We start from the raw sequence: 16,075 nt of genomic DNA, 5'->3' as shown, positions 1-16,075 counted from the left end.
CTCTCCCCCGGGGTCACCGGGAGAACGTGTCGATGGCCGATATCCGCCAGGTGCCGCCCCGGCGCACCGCGTCCACGGCGAACATCGCCGCGGCGTACGTCGTCTCCTCCGACTTGCCGGTACGGGTGTTGCTCTGGTCGGCGAAGATCAGCAGCCGGGCCCGGTCGCCCTCGAGCACCTGCACACCGCTCTCGGTGACGGTCGTGGTGAGGACGAGTTTCTGCTTGGGCGCCTGCGCCCGTACGTCGGCGAGCATGTCCTCGTGCTGCTGGACGGCCTTGCCCACCAGGTAGGTCTTCACCGCGGTGTCGGCCTTGGCCGGCGAGGCGTAGTTGTACGAGAACACCGCGCCCACCGCCTCGGTGATCTGCCCCTTCACCTCACTGGTGCGGCTGATGTCGGTGAGGGCGGTGTTCTGCCGGCTCGGGTCGTCGCGCAGACTGCCCGCCGAGGTGAACGCCCAGGCGGCGAAGGAGCCGAGGAGCACGGTCAGCACGCACAGGACGGCGGGCAGCGAGACCCGGAGACGCGGCGGCCGCCCGGATCCCGGCTCCGCCTGCTCCGGCTTCCCGTCCGATCCGGCATCGGCATCGGCATCGGCATCGGGGCTGTCCGCGCCGGCCGGGGTGGCGCTCTCCTGCCCGGTCTCGCCGGGCTCGGTGTCCGGCTCGGCGGGCCTGGGCGCGGTGGCGGTCGTGACGGTGCGTTCCGCCGCGGCGACGGTGGCCAGGCGGCGCTGCCGGTTGACGAGGTGACGGGTCGTCGACATGTCCGGGGATCCTCTCGGTGCGGGGTGGGAGTCGGTGGCGTCAGCCGGCCGTGTTGCCGACGGGCGCCTGCCCGAGGGCGCTGAGCTTCCACCCCTCGGAGGTACGGGTGAGCTGCCCGAGCATCCGGCTCTCCTTCACCGCGGGCTTGCCCTTCGGCGCGGTCACGGTCACCCGCAGCGCCACCATGACCCCGGCCCGGCCGGCCCGGTCGTCGAGCTCCGTGACGGCGCCGGACAGCACCTTCGCCGTGCTGACGGTCCTGGCCTCCTGGATCTGCTTCACGAACGCGTCGCGCCCGTCGACGAGTTGCTGGTGCAGGTCGCCGGTGGTGGAGTCCTCCCAGCTGTCGAGCCCCTTGGCCAGCTTCTGGTGGTCGAGCGTGTTCATGTTCTGCACCGCCTGCTCGCCCGCGGCCAGCGCGTCGTCGCGGGTCTGCGCGTACACCGCCGAGTCGTCGTGCGACGCCTGGTACCGCGACACTCCGCCCCAGCCCGCCGCGCCGGCCGCCGCGACCGTCAGCACGATCGCCGCCGCCACCAGCGGATTCCTCGTCATCCGTACCCGTGCCATTGCTGCCTCTCCCTGCCGGCCCTGTGCTCTGTCGTGCTGTGCGGTGTTCGGTGGGTCCGTACTGCGCTATCTGGAGGTGATCTCGATGATCGTCCAGCGTCCGTCCCGCAGTTGGGCGGTGACGGAGAGCTGCGCCGCCGCCGTGCTGGCGGTCTTTCCCTGACGTTCGTAGACCTGGTCGAGGAAGACGAGCAGATGGGCGCTGTCGTGGCTCAGCCGGGTCACCCCGGCGCGTACGACATGGGTGGTGAGGGTGAGCTTCTGATCGGCGGCCTGCTTCTCGACCTGGCCGAACAGCGCCGCGTACTGCTGGAGCGCCTTGCCCGCCAGCAGTTGCTTCGCGGACTCCTTGGTGACGGCGGTGGCCGAGGGGCTGTAGGAGAAGACCTTGCCGAGCGCGTTGGTGACGTCTCCCGCGACCCGGGTGGTCGCCTCGCTGTCGGTGAGCGCCAGGTTGGAGGTGGCGGGGGTGTCGCGCAGCTGACGGCCCATGACGAAGAGTCCGCCACCGGCCGCGAGCAGCGCCACGACCAGTACCCCTGCCACGAAGCGCAGCCGGCGGCGGCCCGTGCCGGATGCCGGCCCGTCCTGCCCGGCCCCGCTGCTCCCGGACCCGTCCGTTGCGGCCGGCTCCGTTCCGGGCTCCTGCGGGCGCTCCTCGTCCCCGGTCGCCCCGAGTTCCCCGACGTCCTCCACATCCGTGCCGGTGGTCACGACCGTCGCCCCTCCCTGCCGCTTCATGTGCCGCTCCCGACCGGTATCGCCGTCAGTGCCTTGACCTTCCAGCCGTCCGCGGTCCGGGCGAGGGTGGCCTCGAAACGCTTGCGTTCGGCGCCGCCCTTTCCGGTGCGCGGAGTGACCTGGACATCGACGGTCGCGATCATCTGTGCGGTGCCGGTCCGGTCGTCGAGCGCGGTGAGTGCCGCGTCGGTGACCTTCCCCTTCGCCGTGGAGCCGGACTTCGTCAGCTCGCTCGCGTCCTTGGTCCGGGTGCGCTTCAGCTGTTCGTGCAGCGGTCCGGTCGAGGACCGGAGCCAGCTGCCCAGGCCCGCGTCCACACTCTTGGCGTCCTTGCCGTCCAGGCTGTTGAGCCGGGCGAGGTGCGCTCTCCCGTCGGCCAGCGCGGCGTCCCTGCTCTTGGCGTACGCCAGGTCGTCGTCGCCGCGCGCCCGGGCGTACGACCAGCCGCCGAGTGCGCAGACCAGTACGGCTACGAGCAGCGTGGCCCAGCCGATCGAGGTCCTCGTACGGGATGTCATGAGCCGCCTCCCTGGCCGAGACCCAGCAGACCGGCCATGCCCTCGGCGGCCGGGGCTGCGTCGGGGGTGACACCGAGCGCCCCGGGGAGCCGGTCCGCCGACTTGCCGTCACCGAGCAGCATCGAGCCGGGCTTGGCCGGCGGGGGCAGGGCCCCGCCCTTCGGCGCGTTCGCGCTGCCCCGGACGTTGACGCCCGTTCCGGGCGAGGAGGTGCAGCGGGCCTTGGTGTTGAGGGCGGGGCCGGCCGTGACGTCGAGCCCGTTGCGGTAGGTCGTACCGCCGTAGCCCGAGGTGCAGGGCAGCGGCTCGAAGAAGGTGACGGACATGCCGAACCGGGCACCGTTCTCGTCGACGGCGCTGGAGCCCACGGCCGCGACCTGGGGGACCTTCACGAGCAGTTCCTCCAGTCCGCGCTGCCGGGTGACGGCGACGTCCGAGGTGGTGAGGAGGTTGGCGACGACGACTCCGAAGCTCGGGTCGAGGTCCCGCAGGAGTCCGCTGATCTGGCCGGTGGCGTCGGGGGCGACCGCGATCAGCTTGCGCAAGTCGGTGTCGGACCCCTTGAGTTCGGCGGCCAGTTCCTTGGCGCCGGACGCGAAGCCCTTGAGCGCGTCGCCCTGTTCGGCCTGGGTGCGCAGCACGGTCTCGCCGTCGATCATCAGCCGGGTGTTGACGGGGAGTGCGTCGTCGGCCGCCTGGACGAAGTCGCTGCTGGTGTCCAGCAGTACCTGGAGGTCGTCGCCGCGCCCCTCGAAGGCGGTGCCGAATTCGTCGACGACCGTGCGCAGGGATTCCAGGTCGACGGAGCCGGCGAGATCGTCGACGCTGGTGAGTACGTCGGTGACGGGGGCCGGGATCGTGGTGTCGGCCTGGTCGATGACGGAGCCGTTCGCCAGGTACGGGCCCTCGGTGCGGGTCGGCCGCAGGTCGACGTACTGCTCCCCGACCGACGAGAGGTTCGCGACGACGGCCTTCAGGGCGTCCGGGATGGGCGGGGAGTCCTTCTCGATGCGGAGTTCGGCCTCCACGCCGTCGTCGGTGAGCTCGATCGGCCCGACCCGGCCCACGGACACGCCCCGGTAGGTGACGTTGGAATGGGTGAAGAGGCCGCCGGTCTGCGGGAGCTGGACCTTGACGGTGTAGTAGCTGCGCAGGCCGACGTAGTGGCCGAGGTCGGCGTAGCGCACGCCGAGGTAGCCGAGGACGAGCACCGCGATGATCAGGAAGGCGATGTTCTTGAGCCGGATGGCCAGGGTGATCATCGGGTGCTCCCCTTCGTGGCCGGTCCCGTGACCGAGGGAAGCGGCAGCGGCAGTGCCGCGCCGGACTTCTGGGCGGTGCTGCCCTGGACGGCCGGGGGTGTGGTGCCGCCCGGGTCGAGCGGCGGAATGATCTGGGTGCCGGGCATGGCCGTCACGTCCAGGTACACGTTGAGGTAGTCACCCTTCACTCCGCTCAGCACCTCGTCGGTGAACGGGTAGGTCAGCAGGACCTGGAGCGAGTCGGGCAGGTCCTGGCCGGAGTCGGCGAGGGCCCGCAGGGTGGGGGTGAGGGCCTTGAGGTCGGCGACCATGTCGGCCTTGCTCCTGTTCACCGTGTCGACGGCGACGGTGGAGAGCGTGTCGAGCGAGCGCAGCATGGTCATGAGCGAGCCGCGCTGTTTCTCCAGGACCTTCATGCCGGGGCTGAGCTTGGTGAGGACCGTGCCGACGTCCTGTTTGCGGGTGGCGAGGGTGGCGGAGAGCCGGTTGACGCCGTCGAGTGCGTCGGTGATGTCCCCCTTGTGGTCGTCCAGGTTGGTGACGAGGGTGTTGACCCGGCTGAGCATGGAGCGGACCTGGGGTTCCTGTCCGGCCAGTGCCTTGTTGAGCTCGGTGGTGATGGTCTTCAGCTGGTCGATGCCGCCGCCGTTGAGGAGCATCGACAGTGCGCCGAACACCTCCTCGACCTCCGGGTTCCGGTTGGTCCGGGTGAGCGGGATGCGGTCCCCGTCGGCGAGGGCGCCCTTGGCGGTGCCGGACGCGGGGGGTGAGAGCTGGATGTACTTCTCCCCGAGCAGGCTGGACTGCTCCAGGTGCGCGTAGGCGTTGGCGGGGAGTCTGATCCTGCCGTTGACCCGCATGGTGACCCTGGCGTTCCAGCTGCCCGGGGCCAGGGAGATCTTGGTGACCCGGCCGACGGCCACGTCGTTGACCTTCACCGAGGACTGCGGGGCGAGGCTGAGCACGTCCCCGAACTCGGCGGTGATCTCGTACGGGTGGTCGCCGAGGTCCGCGCCGCCCGGCAGCGGCACCTGGTCGATGCCGGTGAACGTCGGCAGGTCGACCGTGGTGACGATCAGGGTCAGGCCGACGGCCACCGCCAGCACGGCGGCGACACCGGTCGCGCGGGCGCCGGGCCGGCGCAGGACGCGCTTCATCGCTTCGCCCCCTTCTTCTGCGTGGCGGTCTTCTCGGGGGTGCCGTAGACGGTGCCCACGGCGGGCAGGGGCAGCGACGGCAGCGCCTCCTGGCGGGCGGCGTCCACGGGCGACAGTCCGCTCAGGGCGATGGGCTCGTCCGTGAGCGGTCCGCCCATGGAGAGTTCATTGAGGTTGGTACGGCCGTTGATGGTGCGGTTCAACGGGTCGTAGGCCTTGATCACGTTGTCCGCGGCGAGCGGCAGCGTGTCCATCGCCTCGGCGAGCGAGGCCCGCTGGTCGACCAGGGCCTGAGTGACCGGCACCAGGGCGTCCACGTTCGCCTTGAGGGCGCCGCGGTTGTCCTTGATGAAGGTCTTGACCTGTCCGAGGGCGGTGCCCAGTTCCTTCAGGGCCGCGCTGAGGTTCTTCTTGTCGTCGGCCAGGAATCCGGTGACCGAGTTGAGCTGTTGTTCGGCCTCGCGGACGTTGCCGTCGTTGTCCTTCAGCATGGTGGTGAAGGTCTGGAGGTAGGACAGGGTGTCGAAGAGGTTCCCGCTGCTCTTGTCGAGGGTCTTCGTCGCCTTGCCGAACTGCTCGATGGAGTTCCCGATCGCCCTTCCGTTGCCGTCGAGGTTCTTCGCCCCGGTGTCCAGGAGCTTCGCCAGCGCGCCGTCGGAGTTGGCCCCGTCGGGGCCGAGCGCGGTGGAGAGTTCCGTGATGGAGGCGTACAGCTGATCGACCTCGACCGGGGTCGCGTTGTGCGAGGCGGGCAGTTCGGCCTCGTCCGCCAGCACCGGTCCCCCTTTGTACGCGGGCGCGAGCTGGACGTACCGGTCGGCGACCAGGCTGGGGGCGACGACCACGGCGTGCACGTCCTTGGGCACCTTGACGCCCTTGTCGAGGCGGAGCCTGACCTCGACCTCCTCGCCCTTCGGCCGCACCGACTCGACGGTGCCCACCTTCACTCCGAGGATCCGCAGGTCCGATCCGGCGTACACGCCGGTGGCCTGGTCGAAGTAGGCGGTGACCGTCGTCTTCCCCTCGTCGTCCATGGCCATCACGCCGGAGGTGGCCGCGACAGCCACGACGGCGAGTCCGGCGCCGATGCCGACGATGCGCGTGATTCTCATGTCAGCGGCCGCCTTGCTGCTTGGGTGGCATGCATCCGGTGGCCGGGGGCGTGCCGGCGGGGAGGTAGTCCCTCGGGACGACCCCGCAGACGTAGTTGTCGAGCCAGCGGCCGTTGCCGAGCGTGTTGCCGACGAGCCGGTTGTAGGAACCCGCCAGCGACAGCACCTTGTCGAGGCTCTTGCGGTTCTTGACCAGGACGGCGGTGACCCGGCCGAGCGACGCCAGGGTGGGCTTCAGCTGCTTGTTGTTGTCCGCGACCAGGCCGGTGAGCTGGGTGCCGAGGTCCCGGGTGCCGGTGAGCAGCAGATGGATGGAGTCGCGGCGGGCCTGGATCTCGCCGAGGAGCAGGTTGCCGTCCTCCAGCAGGGTCTCGAAGCTGCTCTTCTTGTGGGCGAGGGTCCGGGTCAGCTGCTTGCTGCCCTTGAGGAGCGTGGCCAGCTGGGCGTCCCGTTGGGAGACGGTCCTGGAGAGCGCGGAGAGCCCGTCGGCGGCGCTCTTCACATCGGGCGGCGAGTCCTTGAAGGTGGCGGAGATCGTCTCGAAGCTCTTGGCGAGCTGCTTCGTGTCGATCTCCCCGATGGTCTCGCCGAGTCCGTTGAACGCCTGGGTGACGTCGTACGGGGACGTGGTGCGGCTCGCGGTGATGCGCCGGTCCGGGTCCTGGGGCCCGGCGCCGAGCGGGTCGACGGCGAGGTACTTGTCGCCCAGCAGGGTCTTGATGGCGATGCCCACGGTGGAGGAGTCGCCGATCCAGGCGTCCTTGACCCGGAAGCTGACCTTGACCTTGGCGCCGTCGAGCGAGACTCCGGTGACCTCGCCGACCTTGACGCCGGCGATCCGTACCTCGTCGCCGTCGCCGAGCCCGGCGGACTCGGTGAAGTCGGCGGTGTAGGTGGTGCCGCCGCCGATGAAGGGCAGCGAGTCGGCGCGGTAGGCGCCGAAGCCGATGAGGGCCAGGACGAGGAGTCCGGCGATGCCGATGGCGACGGGGTTGCGTTCCCGCAGGGGTTTGATTCTCATGCCAGGCACCTCGGCTGGGTGATCGCGATGCCGGTGGGCGGCTCGCTGCCGTCCTCGGTGCTCACACCGCTGACCTTGGCCTCGCAGAGGTAGAGGTTGAGCCAGGAACCGTACGAGGCGAGCCGGCCGATCGCCTCCATCTTGGCGGGGGTCTTCTTCAGGAAGTTCTCGATCTGCGGAGTGCCCTTGCCCAACTGGTCGGAGAGTCGGCCGAGTTGCTTGATGTCGTCCTTGAGGGGCTTGCGTCCGTCCTGGAGCAGGTCGGCGGTGACGGTGGTGAGCGCGCCCATCGCGGTGACCGCCTGTCCGAGCGGCTTGCGGTCGCCGGAGAAGCCCGTGACGAGCTGCTGGAGCGTGTCGACGAGGTCGTTGAAGCCGGCCTCCCGGTCGTTCACGGTCTTCAGGACCGTGTTGAGGTTCTTGATCACCTCGCCGATCACCTTGTCCTTGGCCGCGACCGTGGTGGTCAGTGAACCGACGTGCTGGAGGATGCTGTCGACGGTGCCGCCCTCGCCCTGGAGCACTTGGACGATGGAGCCGGCGAGCTGGTTGACGTCGGGCGGGGACAGTCCTTCGAAGAGCGGCTGGAAGCCGTTGAAGAGCTGGGTCAGGTCGAGGGCCGGTGTGGTGCGTGAGAGCGGAATGGTCGCTCCGGCGGCGAAGCTCCGGCCGACCGGTCCGGCGCCCTGGTCGAGGTCGACGTAGCGCTGCCCGACCATGTTGAGGTACTTGATCGACGCGGTCACAGAGGCGGGGAGGCTGCGTCCCTTGCGGACGGCGAAGCCGACCTCGGCGCGCCGCCTGTCCACGACCTTGATCGACTCGACCTGCCCGACCTTGACCCCGGCGATCCGTACGCTGTCGCCGACGAGCAGCCCGGTGGCGTCGGTGAACCTCGCCTTGTACGTGGTGGTGTCACCGACCCCGGTGTTGGCGATGGACAGCCCCAGGACGGTGGTGGCCAGGACGGTCACCAGGATGAATACGATCGATTTCGCGAGCGGTCCCGCGAGGGAGCGGCGCTTCACTTGAGCTTCACCTCCGCGCCGCGGAAGGCCGGACCGATGAGCACGCTGCTCCAGTCGGGCAGGGTCTGCGGCTGGACTTTCAGTGAGGGAGCGACCAGCTCGTTGACGAGCCGGCTCTCCTGCGGGGAGTTGGGCATGCCGAGGGAGGTGTCCGTGGGACTGGCTCCGGTGCCGGTCGGCTGGTCCGCGGCCGTCTTGTCGCCGGGGGCCGGGGAGGCGGCCGCGCGTCCGGCGGCCGTCGGCTCGGTCGTACCGACGTACGGCACGGAGTAGCAGTGCGGTCCGCCGGTCGCGTCGTAGACCGGGGTGTCCTTGCCGGACACGTACTTCCCTCTGGACTTCACGGACTTGACGGTGACGTGGAGGCCGGGCTGTCCGGTGCCCTTGCCGAGCGCCTTGTCCATCGCGGGGACGAATCCGGCCACGGTCCGCAGCGTGCAGGGGAATTCGTCGGAGTACTTCGCGAGGAGTTCCAGCGTCGGCCTGCCCGTGGCGGAGAGCCGGATGAGGTTGTCCTTGTTCTCCTGGAGGAACGAGGTGAGGTCCTGTGCGGAGGAGGTCGTGGAGCCGTAGAGGTCGGCGAGCTCCGCCTGCTGGTCGGCGAGGGTGCCGCTGGTGGTGGTGAAGTCGGTGAGTGCGTCCAGGACATCCGGTGCGGCGTCCCCGTACACCCTGCTCACCTTGACGAGTTCCTTGATGTCGGCGTTGAGCGTGGGGAGTTGGGGGTTGAACTTCTGGAGGTGCGCGTCGAGCCTGACGAGGGTGTCGCCGAGCTTCTCGCCGCGTCCCCGCAGGGCCTGGGAGACCGCGTTGAGGGTGGCGGAGAGTTTCGCCGGCTGTACCGCGGTCAGCAGCGGCAGGACGTTGTCGAGGACCTCTTCCAGCTCGATGGCGTTGCTGGAGCGGTCCTGCGGGATGACGGCCCCGGCCCGCAGCGTCCGCGCGGACGGTACGGCGGGCGGCACGAGTGCCACGAACCGTTCGCCGAACAGGGTGGTGGGCAGCATCTGGGCGGTGACGTCGGCCGGGATCCGGTCGAGCCGGCCGGGCTTGATCGCGAGGGTGAGGCGGGCGCCCTCGCCGTCGGCCGAGATGTCGCGGACCTGGCCGATGACGACTCCGCGCAGCTTCACGTCGGCGTTTTCGTGCATCTCGTTGCCGACGCTTCCGGTCCGTACCGTCACCGTCGCGTCGTCGGTGAAGTCCTTGTTGTACACGGCTATCGACACCCAGATGAGTACGGCGGGCACGAGCAGGAGGGCTACTCCGGCGAGTCTGCGGCGGGCGGTCCGCGTGGTCCGGGTATTCATCAGCCGGCCACCTTCACGGTCGTCGTGGCGCCCCAGATGGCGAGCGAGAGGAAGAAGTCGGTGACGCTGATCAGCACGATCGCGTTGCGCACCGACCGGCCGACCGCCACTCCCACCCCGGCGGGGCCGCCGGTGGCGTGGAAGCCGTAGTAGCAGTGCGCGAGGATCACCATCACGCTGAAGATCAGCACCTTGAGCACCGACAGCAGCACGTCCTGCGGGGACAGGAAGAGATTGAAGTAGTGGTCGTAGGTGCCGGCCGACTGCCCGTTGAACAGGACGGTGACGTAGCGGGAGGAGACGTACGAGGAGAGCAGCCCGATCGCGTACAGCGGGATGATGGCGACGACCCCGGCGATGATGCGGGTGGTGACGAGGTAGGGCATGGACCGCACGCCCATCGCCTCCAGGCCGTCGATCTCCTCGTTGATCCGCATGGCGCCGAGCTGGGCGGTGAAGCCCGCGCCGACGGTCGCGGAGAGCGCGAGTCCGGCGACGAGCGGGGCGATCTCACGGGTGTTGAAGTAGGCGGAGATGAAGCCGGTGAAGGCGGCGGTGCCGATCTGGTTGAGCGCGGCGTACCCCTGGAGGCCGACGACCGTGCCGGTGGCCAGCGTCATCGCGATCATCACGCCGATGGTGCCGCCGACGACGCCGAGACCGCCGCTGCCGAAGGCGACCTCGGCGAGGAGCCGCTGCACCTCCTTGAGGTAGCGCCGCAGGGTCCTGGGGATCCAGAGCAGGGCCCTTACGTAGAAGGTGAGTTGGTCACCGGATCGGTCGAGCCAGCTGAGCATCGACATCGGTCAGCTCCCCTTCGCGGGGACGATCTGGAGGTAGATCGCCGTGAGGATCATGTTCACGAAGAACAGCAGCATGAAGGTGATGACGACGGACTGGTTGACCGCGTCCCCGACGCCCTTCGGCCCGCCGCGCGGGTTGAGGCCGCGGTAGGCGGCGACGATGCCCGCGATGAAGCCGAAGATCAGGGCCTTGATCTCGCTGATGTACAGGTCGGGCAGCTGGGCCAGGGCGGAGAAGCTGGACAGGTAGGCGCCGGGGGTGCCGTGCTGCAGGATCACGTTGAAGAAGTAGCCGCCGAGCGTGCCGACGACGGAGACCAGTCCGTTCAGCAGGACGGCCACCAGCATCGTCGCCAGCACCCGCGGGACGACGAGGCGCTGGACGGGCGAGACACCCATGACCTCCATCGCGTCGAGCTCCTCGCGGATCTTGCGTGATCCGAGGTCGGCGCAGATGGCCGACCCGGCGGCCCCGGAGACCAGCAGCGCCACGATGATCGGGCTGGCCTGCTGGATGACGGCGAGGACGCTGGCGCCGCCGGTGAACGACTGGGCGCCGAGCTGCTGGGTGAGGGAGCCGACCTGGAGGGCGATGACCGCGCCGAACGGGATGGACACGAGGGCGGCGGGCAGGATGGTGACGCTGGCGACGAACCAGAACTGTTCGATGAACTCCCGCACCTGGAAGGGCCGGCGGAAGGTCTCGCGGCACACGGTCCCGGCGAGGGTGAAGAGCCTGCCCGTCTCCCGCAGCGGGGCGAACAGCCGGGTCGGGCGGTGCTCCTCCGGCGCCTTCTCCGGCACCCGGTCCACGGGCGGCTCGGGGGGCCGCACCGGCATGGGGGCGGTCACGGGCGTCCACCGCCGGCGGCGGGGCTGTAGCTGTTCAGGATCGCCGTACGGGCGGCCTCCGGCAGCTGCCCCATCATCGACATGACCCGCTCCCGGCGGCGCAGCGCGCCCTGCCGTACGGGCAGGCCCGGTGAGGGCTCCAGCTGGGGGACCACGGTGCGTGTGGCGTTGGCCGAACTGATGCCCTGCCCGTAGCCGTTGACCTCCTCGGCGGCGAGGGTGGCGGCGTCCTTCTCCTCCGACATGCCGATGGGCCCTTCGCGGCGGCCGGAGAGGAACTGGGAGACGACGGGCAGATCGCTGGTCAGCAGCACCTCGCGCGGCCCGAAGGTGACGAGGTTGCGGCAGAACAGCATGCCCATGTTGTCCGGGACGGTGGCCGCGATGTCGAGGTTGTGAGTGACGATCAGCATCGTCGCGTCGATCTGCGCGTTGAGGTCGATGAGCAGCTGCGAGATGTAGGCGGTGCGGACCGGGTCGAGCCCGGAGTCCGGCTCGTCGCAGAGAATGATCTGCGGGTCCAGGACGAGGGCACGGGCCAGCCCGGCGCGCTTGCGCATGCCGCCGGATATCTCACCGGGCAGTTTGTCCTCGGCGCCGAGAAGGCCGACGATGTCAATCCGCTCCATGACGATCCGGCGGATTTCCGATTCCTTCTTTCGCGTGTGCTCACGCAGGGGAAAGGCGATGTTGTCGAAGAGGGACATCGACCCGAAGAGCGCACCGTCCTGGAACATGAGACCGAAGAGCTTCCGGGTCTCCATGATCTTCCGCTCTGGGCTGTTCACCATGTCGACGCCGTTGATGAGCACGCGCCCCTGCTCGGGCTTGAGCAGTCCGATGAGCGATTTCAGGAAGACGGTCTTTCCGGTACCGGAAGGACCGAGCATCACACTCACTTCGCCGGCTGGCAGGGTGAGGCTGACGTCCTGCCAGATGTTCTGCTTACCGAAGGATTTCGTAAGGCCTTCAACGACTACTTCGATTCCCATCGGCCCTCCCTCGACGTGTAGGTGAACGTGGTCATCTGTCAGCGCTCCGGCTCTGAGAAATCCGATGGCGGCTCGTCACACATGCACCAGGAGGCGCACGTTATGTCCGCTGAAACCGCCAGGACAAGCCGTTGAACAGCGGGAATCGACGAACGAGGTGCTCGTTGTGGATCACTTGTCACCAAGTGACAAAGTCGTACGGCGGCTTTGTCGGAATCTGCGCAAGATCACCGGCGTGCGAGTCGGGGCCGCTGGGCCCCGGCAGCGGGGGAACCGCCCCTGGTCCTGGGACGCTACGGCTCAGTAACCTGCCTCCGCAATAGCGGTTCCTGAACTTTCTGCGCGGTTCTCGACGACGGTGCTGTTTCTGTACGGAGGTGAGCAGGGACGCATGCCGAGTTGTCGGCAAGTGAGTAGCCCCGGAGCCTCCGTTGTCATCCGGAGTGCTCACTTTCGTATGGAACGGCCCATGACGATGCCCGCCCCTCCGGCGGATTTCCCGGACGGGGCGGGCATCGTCGAACGTCGCTGAGAAGCGGTGTTACTTCACCGCGGAGTGCCAGTTCCGGGAAAGCACCTTGCCCGCGTTGGGAAGGACGAGCCCGGGTGCGGTGAGCGCGCCGCTGTACGTCGAGGCGTTGTTGAGCGTGAGGTGGTTGTTCCCCGAGGCGGACGGCAGGCCCGTCTTCAGGTTCACCGCCCAGCTCAGGATTCCGCCCAGACCGCAGCCGGTGGCCTTCGGCACGGAGAACGTGGCGTCGCCCTGGGTGTTCCCGGTGAGCGCGAACCTCAGCATCGAGCCCTCGGTGGCGTTGGGCGTACCGTCACCGTCGAAGCGCTCGATGGCGAGGGCCGGAGCCGTCGTGTTCTGCGGACGCAGGATCACGGGGTCCGATGCCGACCCTATGTAGCAGTTGGAGCCGAGGAGCGGGTTCTCCAGGTGTATCCGCACGGGCAGTTTGACGATCGGCTGCCCGGTGATGAGCCCGGCCGTCAGATTGAACTCGGTGGGCGCACCGGCGGACTCCACCGTCGCGTTCACCTTGTTCAGACTGACGTTGGTGATCTGCTGGCAGACGGCACTGACGACCGGGATGTCGCTGGGGCACATGAGCCCGAGCAGCCCGCCGGGGATGGTCGTCGGCGCTCCCACGAGCGCGCCGCCGGCCGGGGGAATGACCTTGAACGTACCGGCGGCGGTGTCCTGGATGACGCCGAACTGCATGTCGTTGGCGCCGGTGGTGGCCTCGGTGCTGCCCAGCTTGATGGCACCGCCGGGTGAGTACGAGGACACACAGGACGCCACGAGGTCCTGGCCGTCCGCCGCGAGCATGGCGGGATCGTCGACGGGGCAGCGGGAGAAGGGCGCCCAGTGCCCGTTGAGGTTCGCGGCGGCGGTGGCGGCGGAGGCGGAAAGAGGGGTCAGCGGGATTGCGACCACCGCGGCGGCGCCGGCGGCGAGCAGGCCGGTACGCCATCTCTTCGGGACAGCTCTCATTACTCCCTCAATTCATGGTGGGCTGAGCGAATGGGGTGATGCGGTTTCGGCGCGGACCGCGGCGGACCGGAAGCGTTCAGCGCTGCGGCTTGGGAACCTGCACCGGCTGACCGTCCTCCGTGCACACGGTCGGGATGTGCTGGGCCGCCGCACAGGGCGGCGCCTGGACCTGCTTCACATAGCCGGGTACACCCGATATGGAGGCGGTGAAGATGTCATCCAGGTCCTCACCGACCCCGCAGCCCGAGAACGGCGGCAGGGTGACCTGGCCGGTGAGGACACCGCCCGTGACCAGTGTGTATCCGGTCTGGACGCCGTCCTTGAGGACCATTTTCCCCTGAAGCGGCAGGTTGAAGGGCCGTTCGGTACGGCAGTTGGCGCCGACGTCCAGGGCGACGCCGTTGACCTTCACGTCGCGCAGCCGCAACTGGAGCTGGAGATCGATGGTGGTCGTGCCCTCACTGTTTCCCGGGCTGAGGATCTTCAGGTCGGAATGGATGTTGGCCGACGGCTTGCCGTCCGGGCCGTCGGCCGGCGGGATCTGGGTCATCTCCAGAGTCGCGGTCGTCGGCATGAAGCCGAACGTCAGGAACGTACCCGTGGCAGGCGGCAGTTGCGGCTTGCCCCGGTAGTCCAGGAGCACCGACGAGTCCTGGAAGATGTGGACGAGACCGTCCTGGATCTTGATCACCGTCGCGCCCTGTTCGATCTGCGAGCAGGCGACCGGAAACAGCGTGGCACCCTTGAGCTTGGCCACGTTCGCGTAGCCGGTGACGTAGGCGTTCAGGCTGAACTGGTCTTCCTGGTCGCCCACACAGGGCGGGGCCTTCCCGTCCTGGAGGGTCGGCTTCACCGGGTCGTCCAGCTTCGGTGTCGCCTCGTCGCGGCTGGTGCCGCTGTCGCCGGAGGCCGTGTCGTCCCCGGTCGCGGAGGACTGCGGCGAAGGCCACTCCGGGTCTCCGGCGATCCGTACCGTGCCGAGCTCCAGGACCTGGTCCGGCTCCGGGACACAGTTCAGCATCACGGCCGAGGGCTCGGCTGCCGGGTCGGCGGTCTTCGGTGAGGTCAGCAGCGCGGTGAGCTTCCCCGCCGTGAAGGTGAGGCCGCCGGACGAGCCCGCGGTCACCGAGGGAACGTCACCGGATGAGGTGACGGTGAACTCCCCCGCGTCCGGAACGGCCACCGGGTCGTCGGTGGTCCCGATCCATACGCTCTCGGCAGTGTGATCGCCCTGCGCCACACCCATGGTCAGCTTGGTCTCGACCTCGGCGCCCCCCTCCCCGAGGCCGGCCAGGTCCGGCAGGCCGGCCTCGGGCAGAGCCAGCTCGGTGCTCACGTCCCTGAGCTGAACGGGCTTGTCCACCTCACCCTCGTCCGGAACCGTCGCGGACACGCGGACCGTGACCGGTCTGGTCCCGGAGGGGAAGTCGCAGCCGTACTTCACGTCGATGTGGACGTCACGACCCCCGGCGGACGCCTGCGCGCCAGGGATCATTCCGGCCATGAGGACCGCGGCCAGAACGGCTCCGCTCCGTGCCGTCACACGCCCACGGCTCCGCTCTGCTGTCCCGCGCATCATCATCCCTCGTCATTTCCTTCCATCGACGGCGCAGACCGCACGGCAGGGTTCCCGCGGTGCGGTCTGCTGAAGGTTCGACTGCCCGGCACCCCGGCAGTCCGTCAGGTGCCGATGATGCTCGTGATCCCGGTGACGCTGTAGTCGCCCGTGAAGGTCGGGTGGGCCCCGTTGGCGACGATCCCGGCACAGGCGGCGGTGGCGCCCGAGACGGTCAGCTGGTGGGCGCTCGAGTTGGAGACCGACAGCTTCTTGGTGCTGTTCGTGTACTTGGCGTTGACCTCACCGGTGACGTTGAAGGTGCAGGTGAGAACGGTGAGCTTGGCCTGGATGTTCTTGATGTAGCCGGTGGTCACACCGGAGGTGTAGTCCTGGGCCACGAGCTGCCACGCCGGTGTGGTCGTGGCGACCGGCGTGACGGGGCCGAGTGCACTCGTGCACGGGCTGGACGTCGTGCCGAAGGAGGCCGAGGTGATGTTGCCGACCGTGGCGGGGTTGCCAGTGGCGCTGAACGCGGAACCGGCCGCGCTCGCCGTCGGACACGTGAGCGGGATGCCGCTCACCGACAGGACGGTGTTGGTCGACACGGCGGTGAAGGGAGCCGGGTTGGGCGAGACCGTCCACGTGGTGGCGGCGAGGGCCATGGACGGGACGGCACCGAGTACGACAGCCGCAGAAGCCACGCCGGTGGTGACGGCGATCTTCTTGAGGGTATTACGCACAGTTAGTTCCTCCGATTCGACAATGCGGGTGGCACTGCTTGCGGGGACGTGCTTCACAGCTGCCCAAGGGGCAGGAAGCACGTCTACGAACCACTTCTCCGAGGGGGAGACGTACACTCTCGGCCACATCTAATCTGTGACAG

16 protein-coding genes are annotated in these 16,075 nt (G+C 68.9%); all 16 read right to left on the bottom strand.

Annotated features, from left to right (window positions below; genetic code table 11):
• Window positions 1-13 precede the first annotated feature (13 nt).
• The 16 genes from ACIQM0_RS17690 to ACIQM0_RS17615 all read right to left on the bottom strand — a co-directional run bounded on the left by ACIQM0_RS17690 (window position 14) and on the right by ACIQM0_RS17615 (window position 15,932).
• Window positions 14-769 (bottom strand): hypothetical protein, encoded by a 756-nt coding sequence (locus tag ACIQM0_RS17690; protein WP_401287353.1) that lies wholly within the window; start codon window positions 767-769, stop codon window positions 14-16.
• Window positions 770-809: 40 nt separating this feature from the next.
• Complete coding sequence (locus tag ACIQM0_RS17685; RefSeq protein WP_401287351.1) at window positions 810-1,340, bottom strand: nuclear transport factor 2 family protein; 531 nt, start codon at window positions 1,338-1,340, stop codon at window positions 810-812.
• A 66-nt stretch (window positions 1,341-1,406) separates the two neighbouring features.
• Entirely contained in the window at window positions 1,407-2,081 is a 675-nt protein-coding gene (locus tag ACIQM0_RS17680) for a hypothetical protein (RefSeq protein WP_401287348.1), read from the bottom strand.
• Window positions 2,078-2,599 (bottom strand): hypothetical protein, encoded by a 522-nt coding sequence (locus tag ACIQM0_RS17675; RefSeq protein WP_401287345.1) that lies wholly within the window; start codon window positions 2,597-2,599, stop codon window positions 2,078-2,080. The genes ACIQM0_RS17680 and ACIQM0_RS17675 overlap by 4 nt, the downstream gene beginning before the upstream one ends.
• Complete coding sequence (locus ACIQM0_RS17670; protein ID WP_401287342.1) at window positions 2,596-3,861, bottom strand: MCE family protein; 1,266 nt, start codon at window positions 3,859-3,861, stop codon at window positions 2,596-2,598. The genes ACIQM0_RS17675 and ACIQM0_RS17670 overlap by 4 nt, the downstream gene beginning before the upstream one ends.
• Entirely contained in the window at window positions 3,858-5,018 is a 1,161-nt protein-coding gene (locus ACIQM0_RS17665; protein WP_401287339.1) for an MCE family protein, read from the bottom strand. The genes ACIQM0_RS17670 and ACIQM0_RS17665 overlap by 4 nt, the downstream gene beginning before the upstream one ends.
• Window positions 5,015-6,130, bottom strand: coding sequence for an MCE family protein (locus ACIQM0_RS17660; RefSeq protein ID WP_401287336.1), 1,116 nt, complete (start codon window positions 6,128-6,130; stop codon window positions 5,015-5,017). Before ACIQM0_RS17660 ends, ACIQM0_RS17665 begins: the two co-directional genes overlap by 4 nt.
• A 1-nt stretch (window position 6,131) precedes the next feature.
• Window positions 6,132-7,151 carry an MCE family protein gene (locus ACIQM0_RS17655; RefSeq protein ID WP_401287333.1) on the bottom strand — a complete coding sequence of 340 codons (1,020 nt, stop codon included), beginning with the start codon at window positions 7,149-7,151 and terminating at the stop codon, window positions 6,132-6,134.
• Window positions 7,148-8,179: an MCE family protein gene (locus tag ACIQM0_RS17650; RefSeq protein ID WP_401287330.1), complete on the bottom strand. Its 1,032-nt coding sequence runs from the start codon at window positions 8,177-8,179 to the stop codon at window positions 7,148-7,150. Before ACIQM0_RS17650 ends, ACIQM0_RS17655 begins: the two co-directional genes overlap by 4 nt.
• Entirely contained in the window at window positions 8,176-9,489 is a 1,314-nt protein-coding gene (locus ACIQM0_RS17645; protein ID WP_401287327.1) for an MCE family protein, read from the bottom strand. Before ACIQM0_RS17645 ends, ACIQM0_RS17650 begins: the two co-directional genes overlap by 4 nt.
• Window positions 9,489-10,292, bottom strand: coding sequence for an ABC transporter permease (locus tag ACIQM0_RS17640; RefSeq protein WP_073734361.1), 804 nt, complete (start codon window positions 10,290-10,292; stop codon window positions 9,489-9,491). Before ACIQM0_RS17640 ends, ACIQM0_RS17645 begins: the two co-directional genes overlap by 1 nt.
• A 3-nt stretch (window positions 10,293-10,295) precedes the next feature.
• A complete protein-coding gene (locus tag ACIQM0_RS17635) occupies window positions 10,296-11,144 on the bottom strand; it encodes an MlaE family ABC transporter permease (protein WP_401287322.1) in 849 nt (282 codons plus the stop codon).
• Window positions 11,141-12,136, bottom strand: a complete 996-nt coding sequence (locus ACIQM0_RS17630; RefSeq protein ID WP_401287319.1) for an ABC transporter ATP-binding protein — start codon at window positions 12,134-12,136, stop codon at window positions 11,141-11,143. The genes ACIQM0_RS17635 and ACIQM0_RS17630 overlap by 4 nt, the downstream gene beginning before the upstream one ends.
• A gap of 541 nt (window positions 12,137-12,677) precedes the next feature.
• Window positions 12,678-13,634: a hypothetical protein gene (locus tag ACIQM0_RS17625; RefSeq protein ID WP_401287316.1), complete on the bottom strand. Its 957-nt coding sequence runs from the start codon at window positions 13,632-13,634 to the stop codon at window positions 12,678-12,680.
• A 76-nt stretch (window positions 13,635-13,710) separates the two neighbouring features.
• The gene (locus ACIQM0_RS17620) at window positions 13,711-15,177 is read right to left on the bottom strand and encodes a DUF6801 domain-containing protein (RefSeq protein WP_401287313.1); all 1,467 of its coding nucleotides are present in this window, start codon (window positions 15,175-15,177) and stop codon (window positions 13,711-13,713) included.
• A 137-nt stretch (window positions 15,178-15,314) separates the two neighbouring features.
• A complete protein-coding gene (locus ACIQM0_RS17615) occupies window positions 15,315-15,932 on the bottom strand; it encodes a hypothetical protein (protein WP_385344364.1) in 618 nt (205 codons plus the stop codon).
• Window positions 15,933-16,075 lie beyond the last annotated feature (143 nt).

Origin of the sequence: Streptomyces sp. NPDC091387 (assembly GCF_044756945.1) — a bacterium.
GTDB lineage: Bacteria > Actinomycetota > Actinomycetes > Streptomycetales > Streptomycetaceae > Streptomyces.
Note: the sequence above shows the minus strand (reverse complement) of the source record. Positions and strands in the feature narration are given on the sequence as shown.

Coding starts and splice junctions, on each gene's coding strand:
- ACIQM0_RS17625 (WP_401287316.1), bottom strand. CDS start 13,634: ATGAGAGCTGTCCCGAAGAGATGGCGTACCGGCCTGCTCGCCGCCGGC.
- ACIQM0_RS17660 (WP_401287336.1), bottom strand. CDS start 6,130: ATGAGAATCACGCGCATCGTCGGCATCGGCGCCGGACTCGCCGTCGTG.
- ACIQM0_RS17670 (WP_401287342.1), bottom strand. CDS start 3,861: ATGATCACCCTGGCCATCCGGCTCAAGAACATCGCCTTCCTGATCATC.
- ACIQM0_RS17675 (WP_401287345.1), bottom strand. CDS start 2,599: ATGACATCCCGTACGAGGACCTCGATCGGCTGGGCCACGCTGCTCGTA.
- ACIQM0_RS17645 (WP_401287327.1), bottom strand. CDS start 9,489: ATGAATACCCGGACCACGCGGACCGCCCGCCGCAGACTCGCCGGAGTA.
- ACIQM0_RS17690 (WP_401287353.1), bottom strand. CDS start 769: ATGTCGACGACCCGTCACCTCGTCAACCGGCAGCGCCGCCTGGCCACC.
- ACIQM0_RS17640 (WP_073734361.1), bottom strand. CDS start 10,292: ATGTCGATGCTCAGCTGGCTCGACCGATCCGGTGACCAACTCACCTTC.
- ACIQM0_RS17630 (WP_401287319.1), bottom strand. CDS start 12,136: ATGGGAATCGAAGTAGTCGTTGAAGGCCTTACGAAATCCTTCGGTAAG.
- ACIQM0_RS17685 (WP_401287351.1), bottom strand. CDS start 1,340: ATGGCACGGGTACGGATGACGAGGAATCCGCTGGTGGCGGCGGCGATC.
- ACIQM0_RS17665 (WP_401287339.1), bottom strand. CDS start 5,018: ATGAAGCGCGTCCTGCGCCGGCCCGGCGCCCGCGCGACCGGTGTCGCC.
- ACIQM0_RS17655 (WP_401287333.1), bottom strand. CDS start 7,151: ATGAGAATCAAACCCCTGCGGGAACGCAACCCCGTCGCCATCGGCATC.
- ACIQM0_RS17680 (WP_401287348.1), bottom strand. CDS start 2,081: ATGAAGCGGCAGGGAGGGGCGACGGTCGTGACCACCGGCACGGATGTG.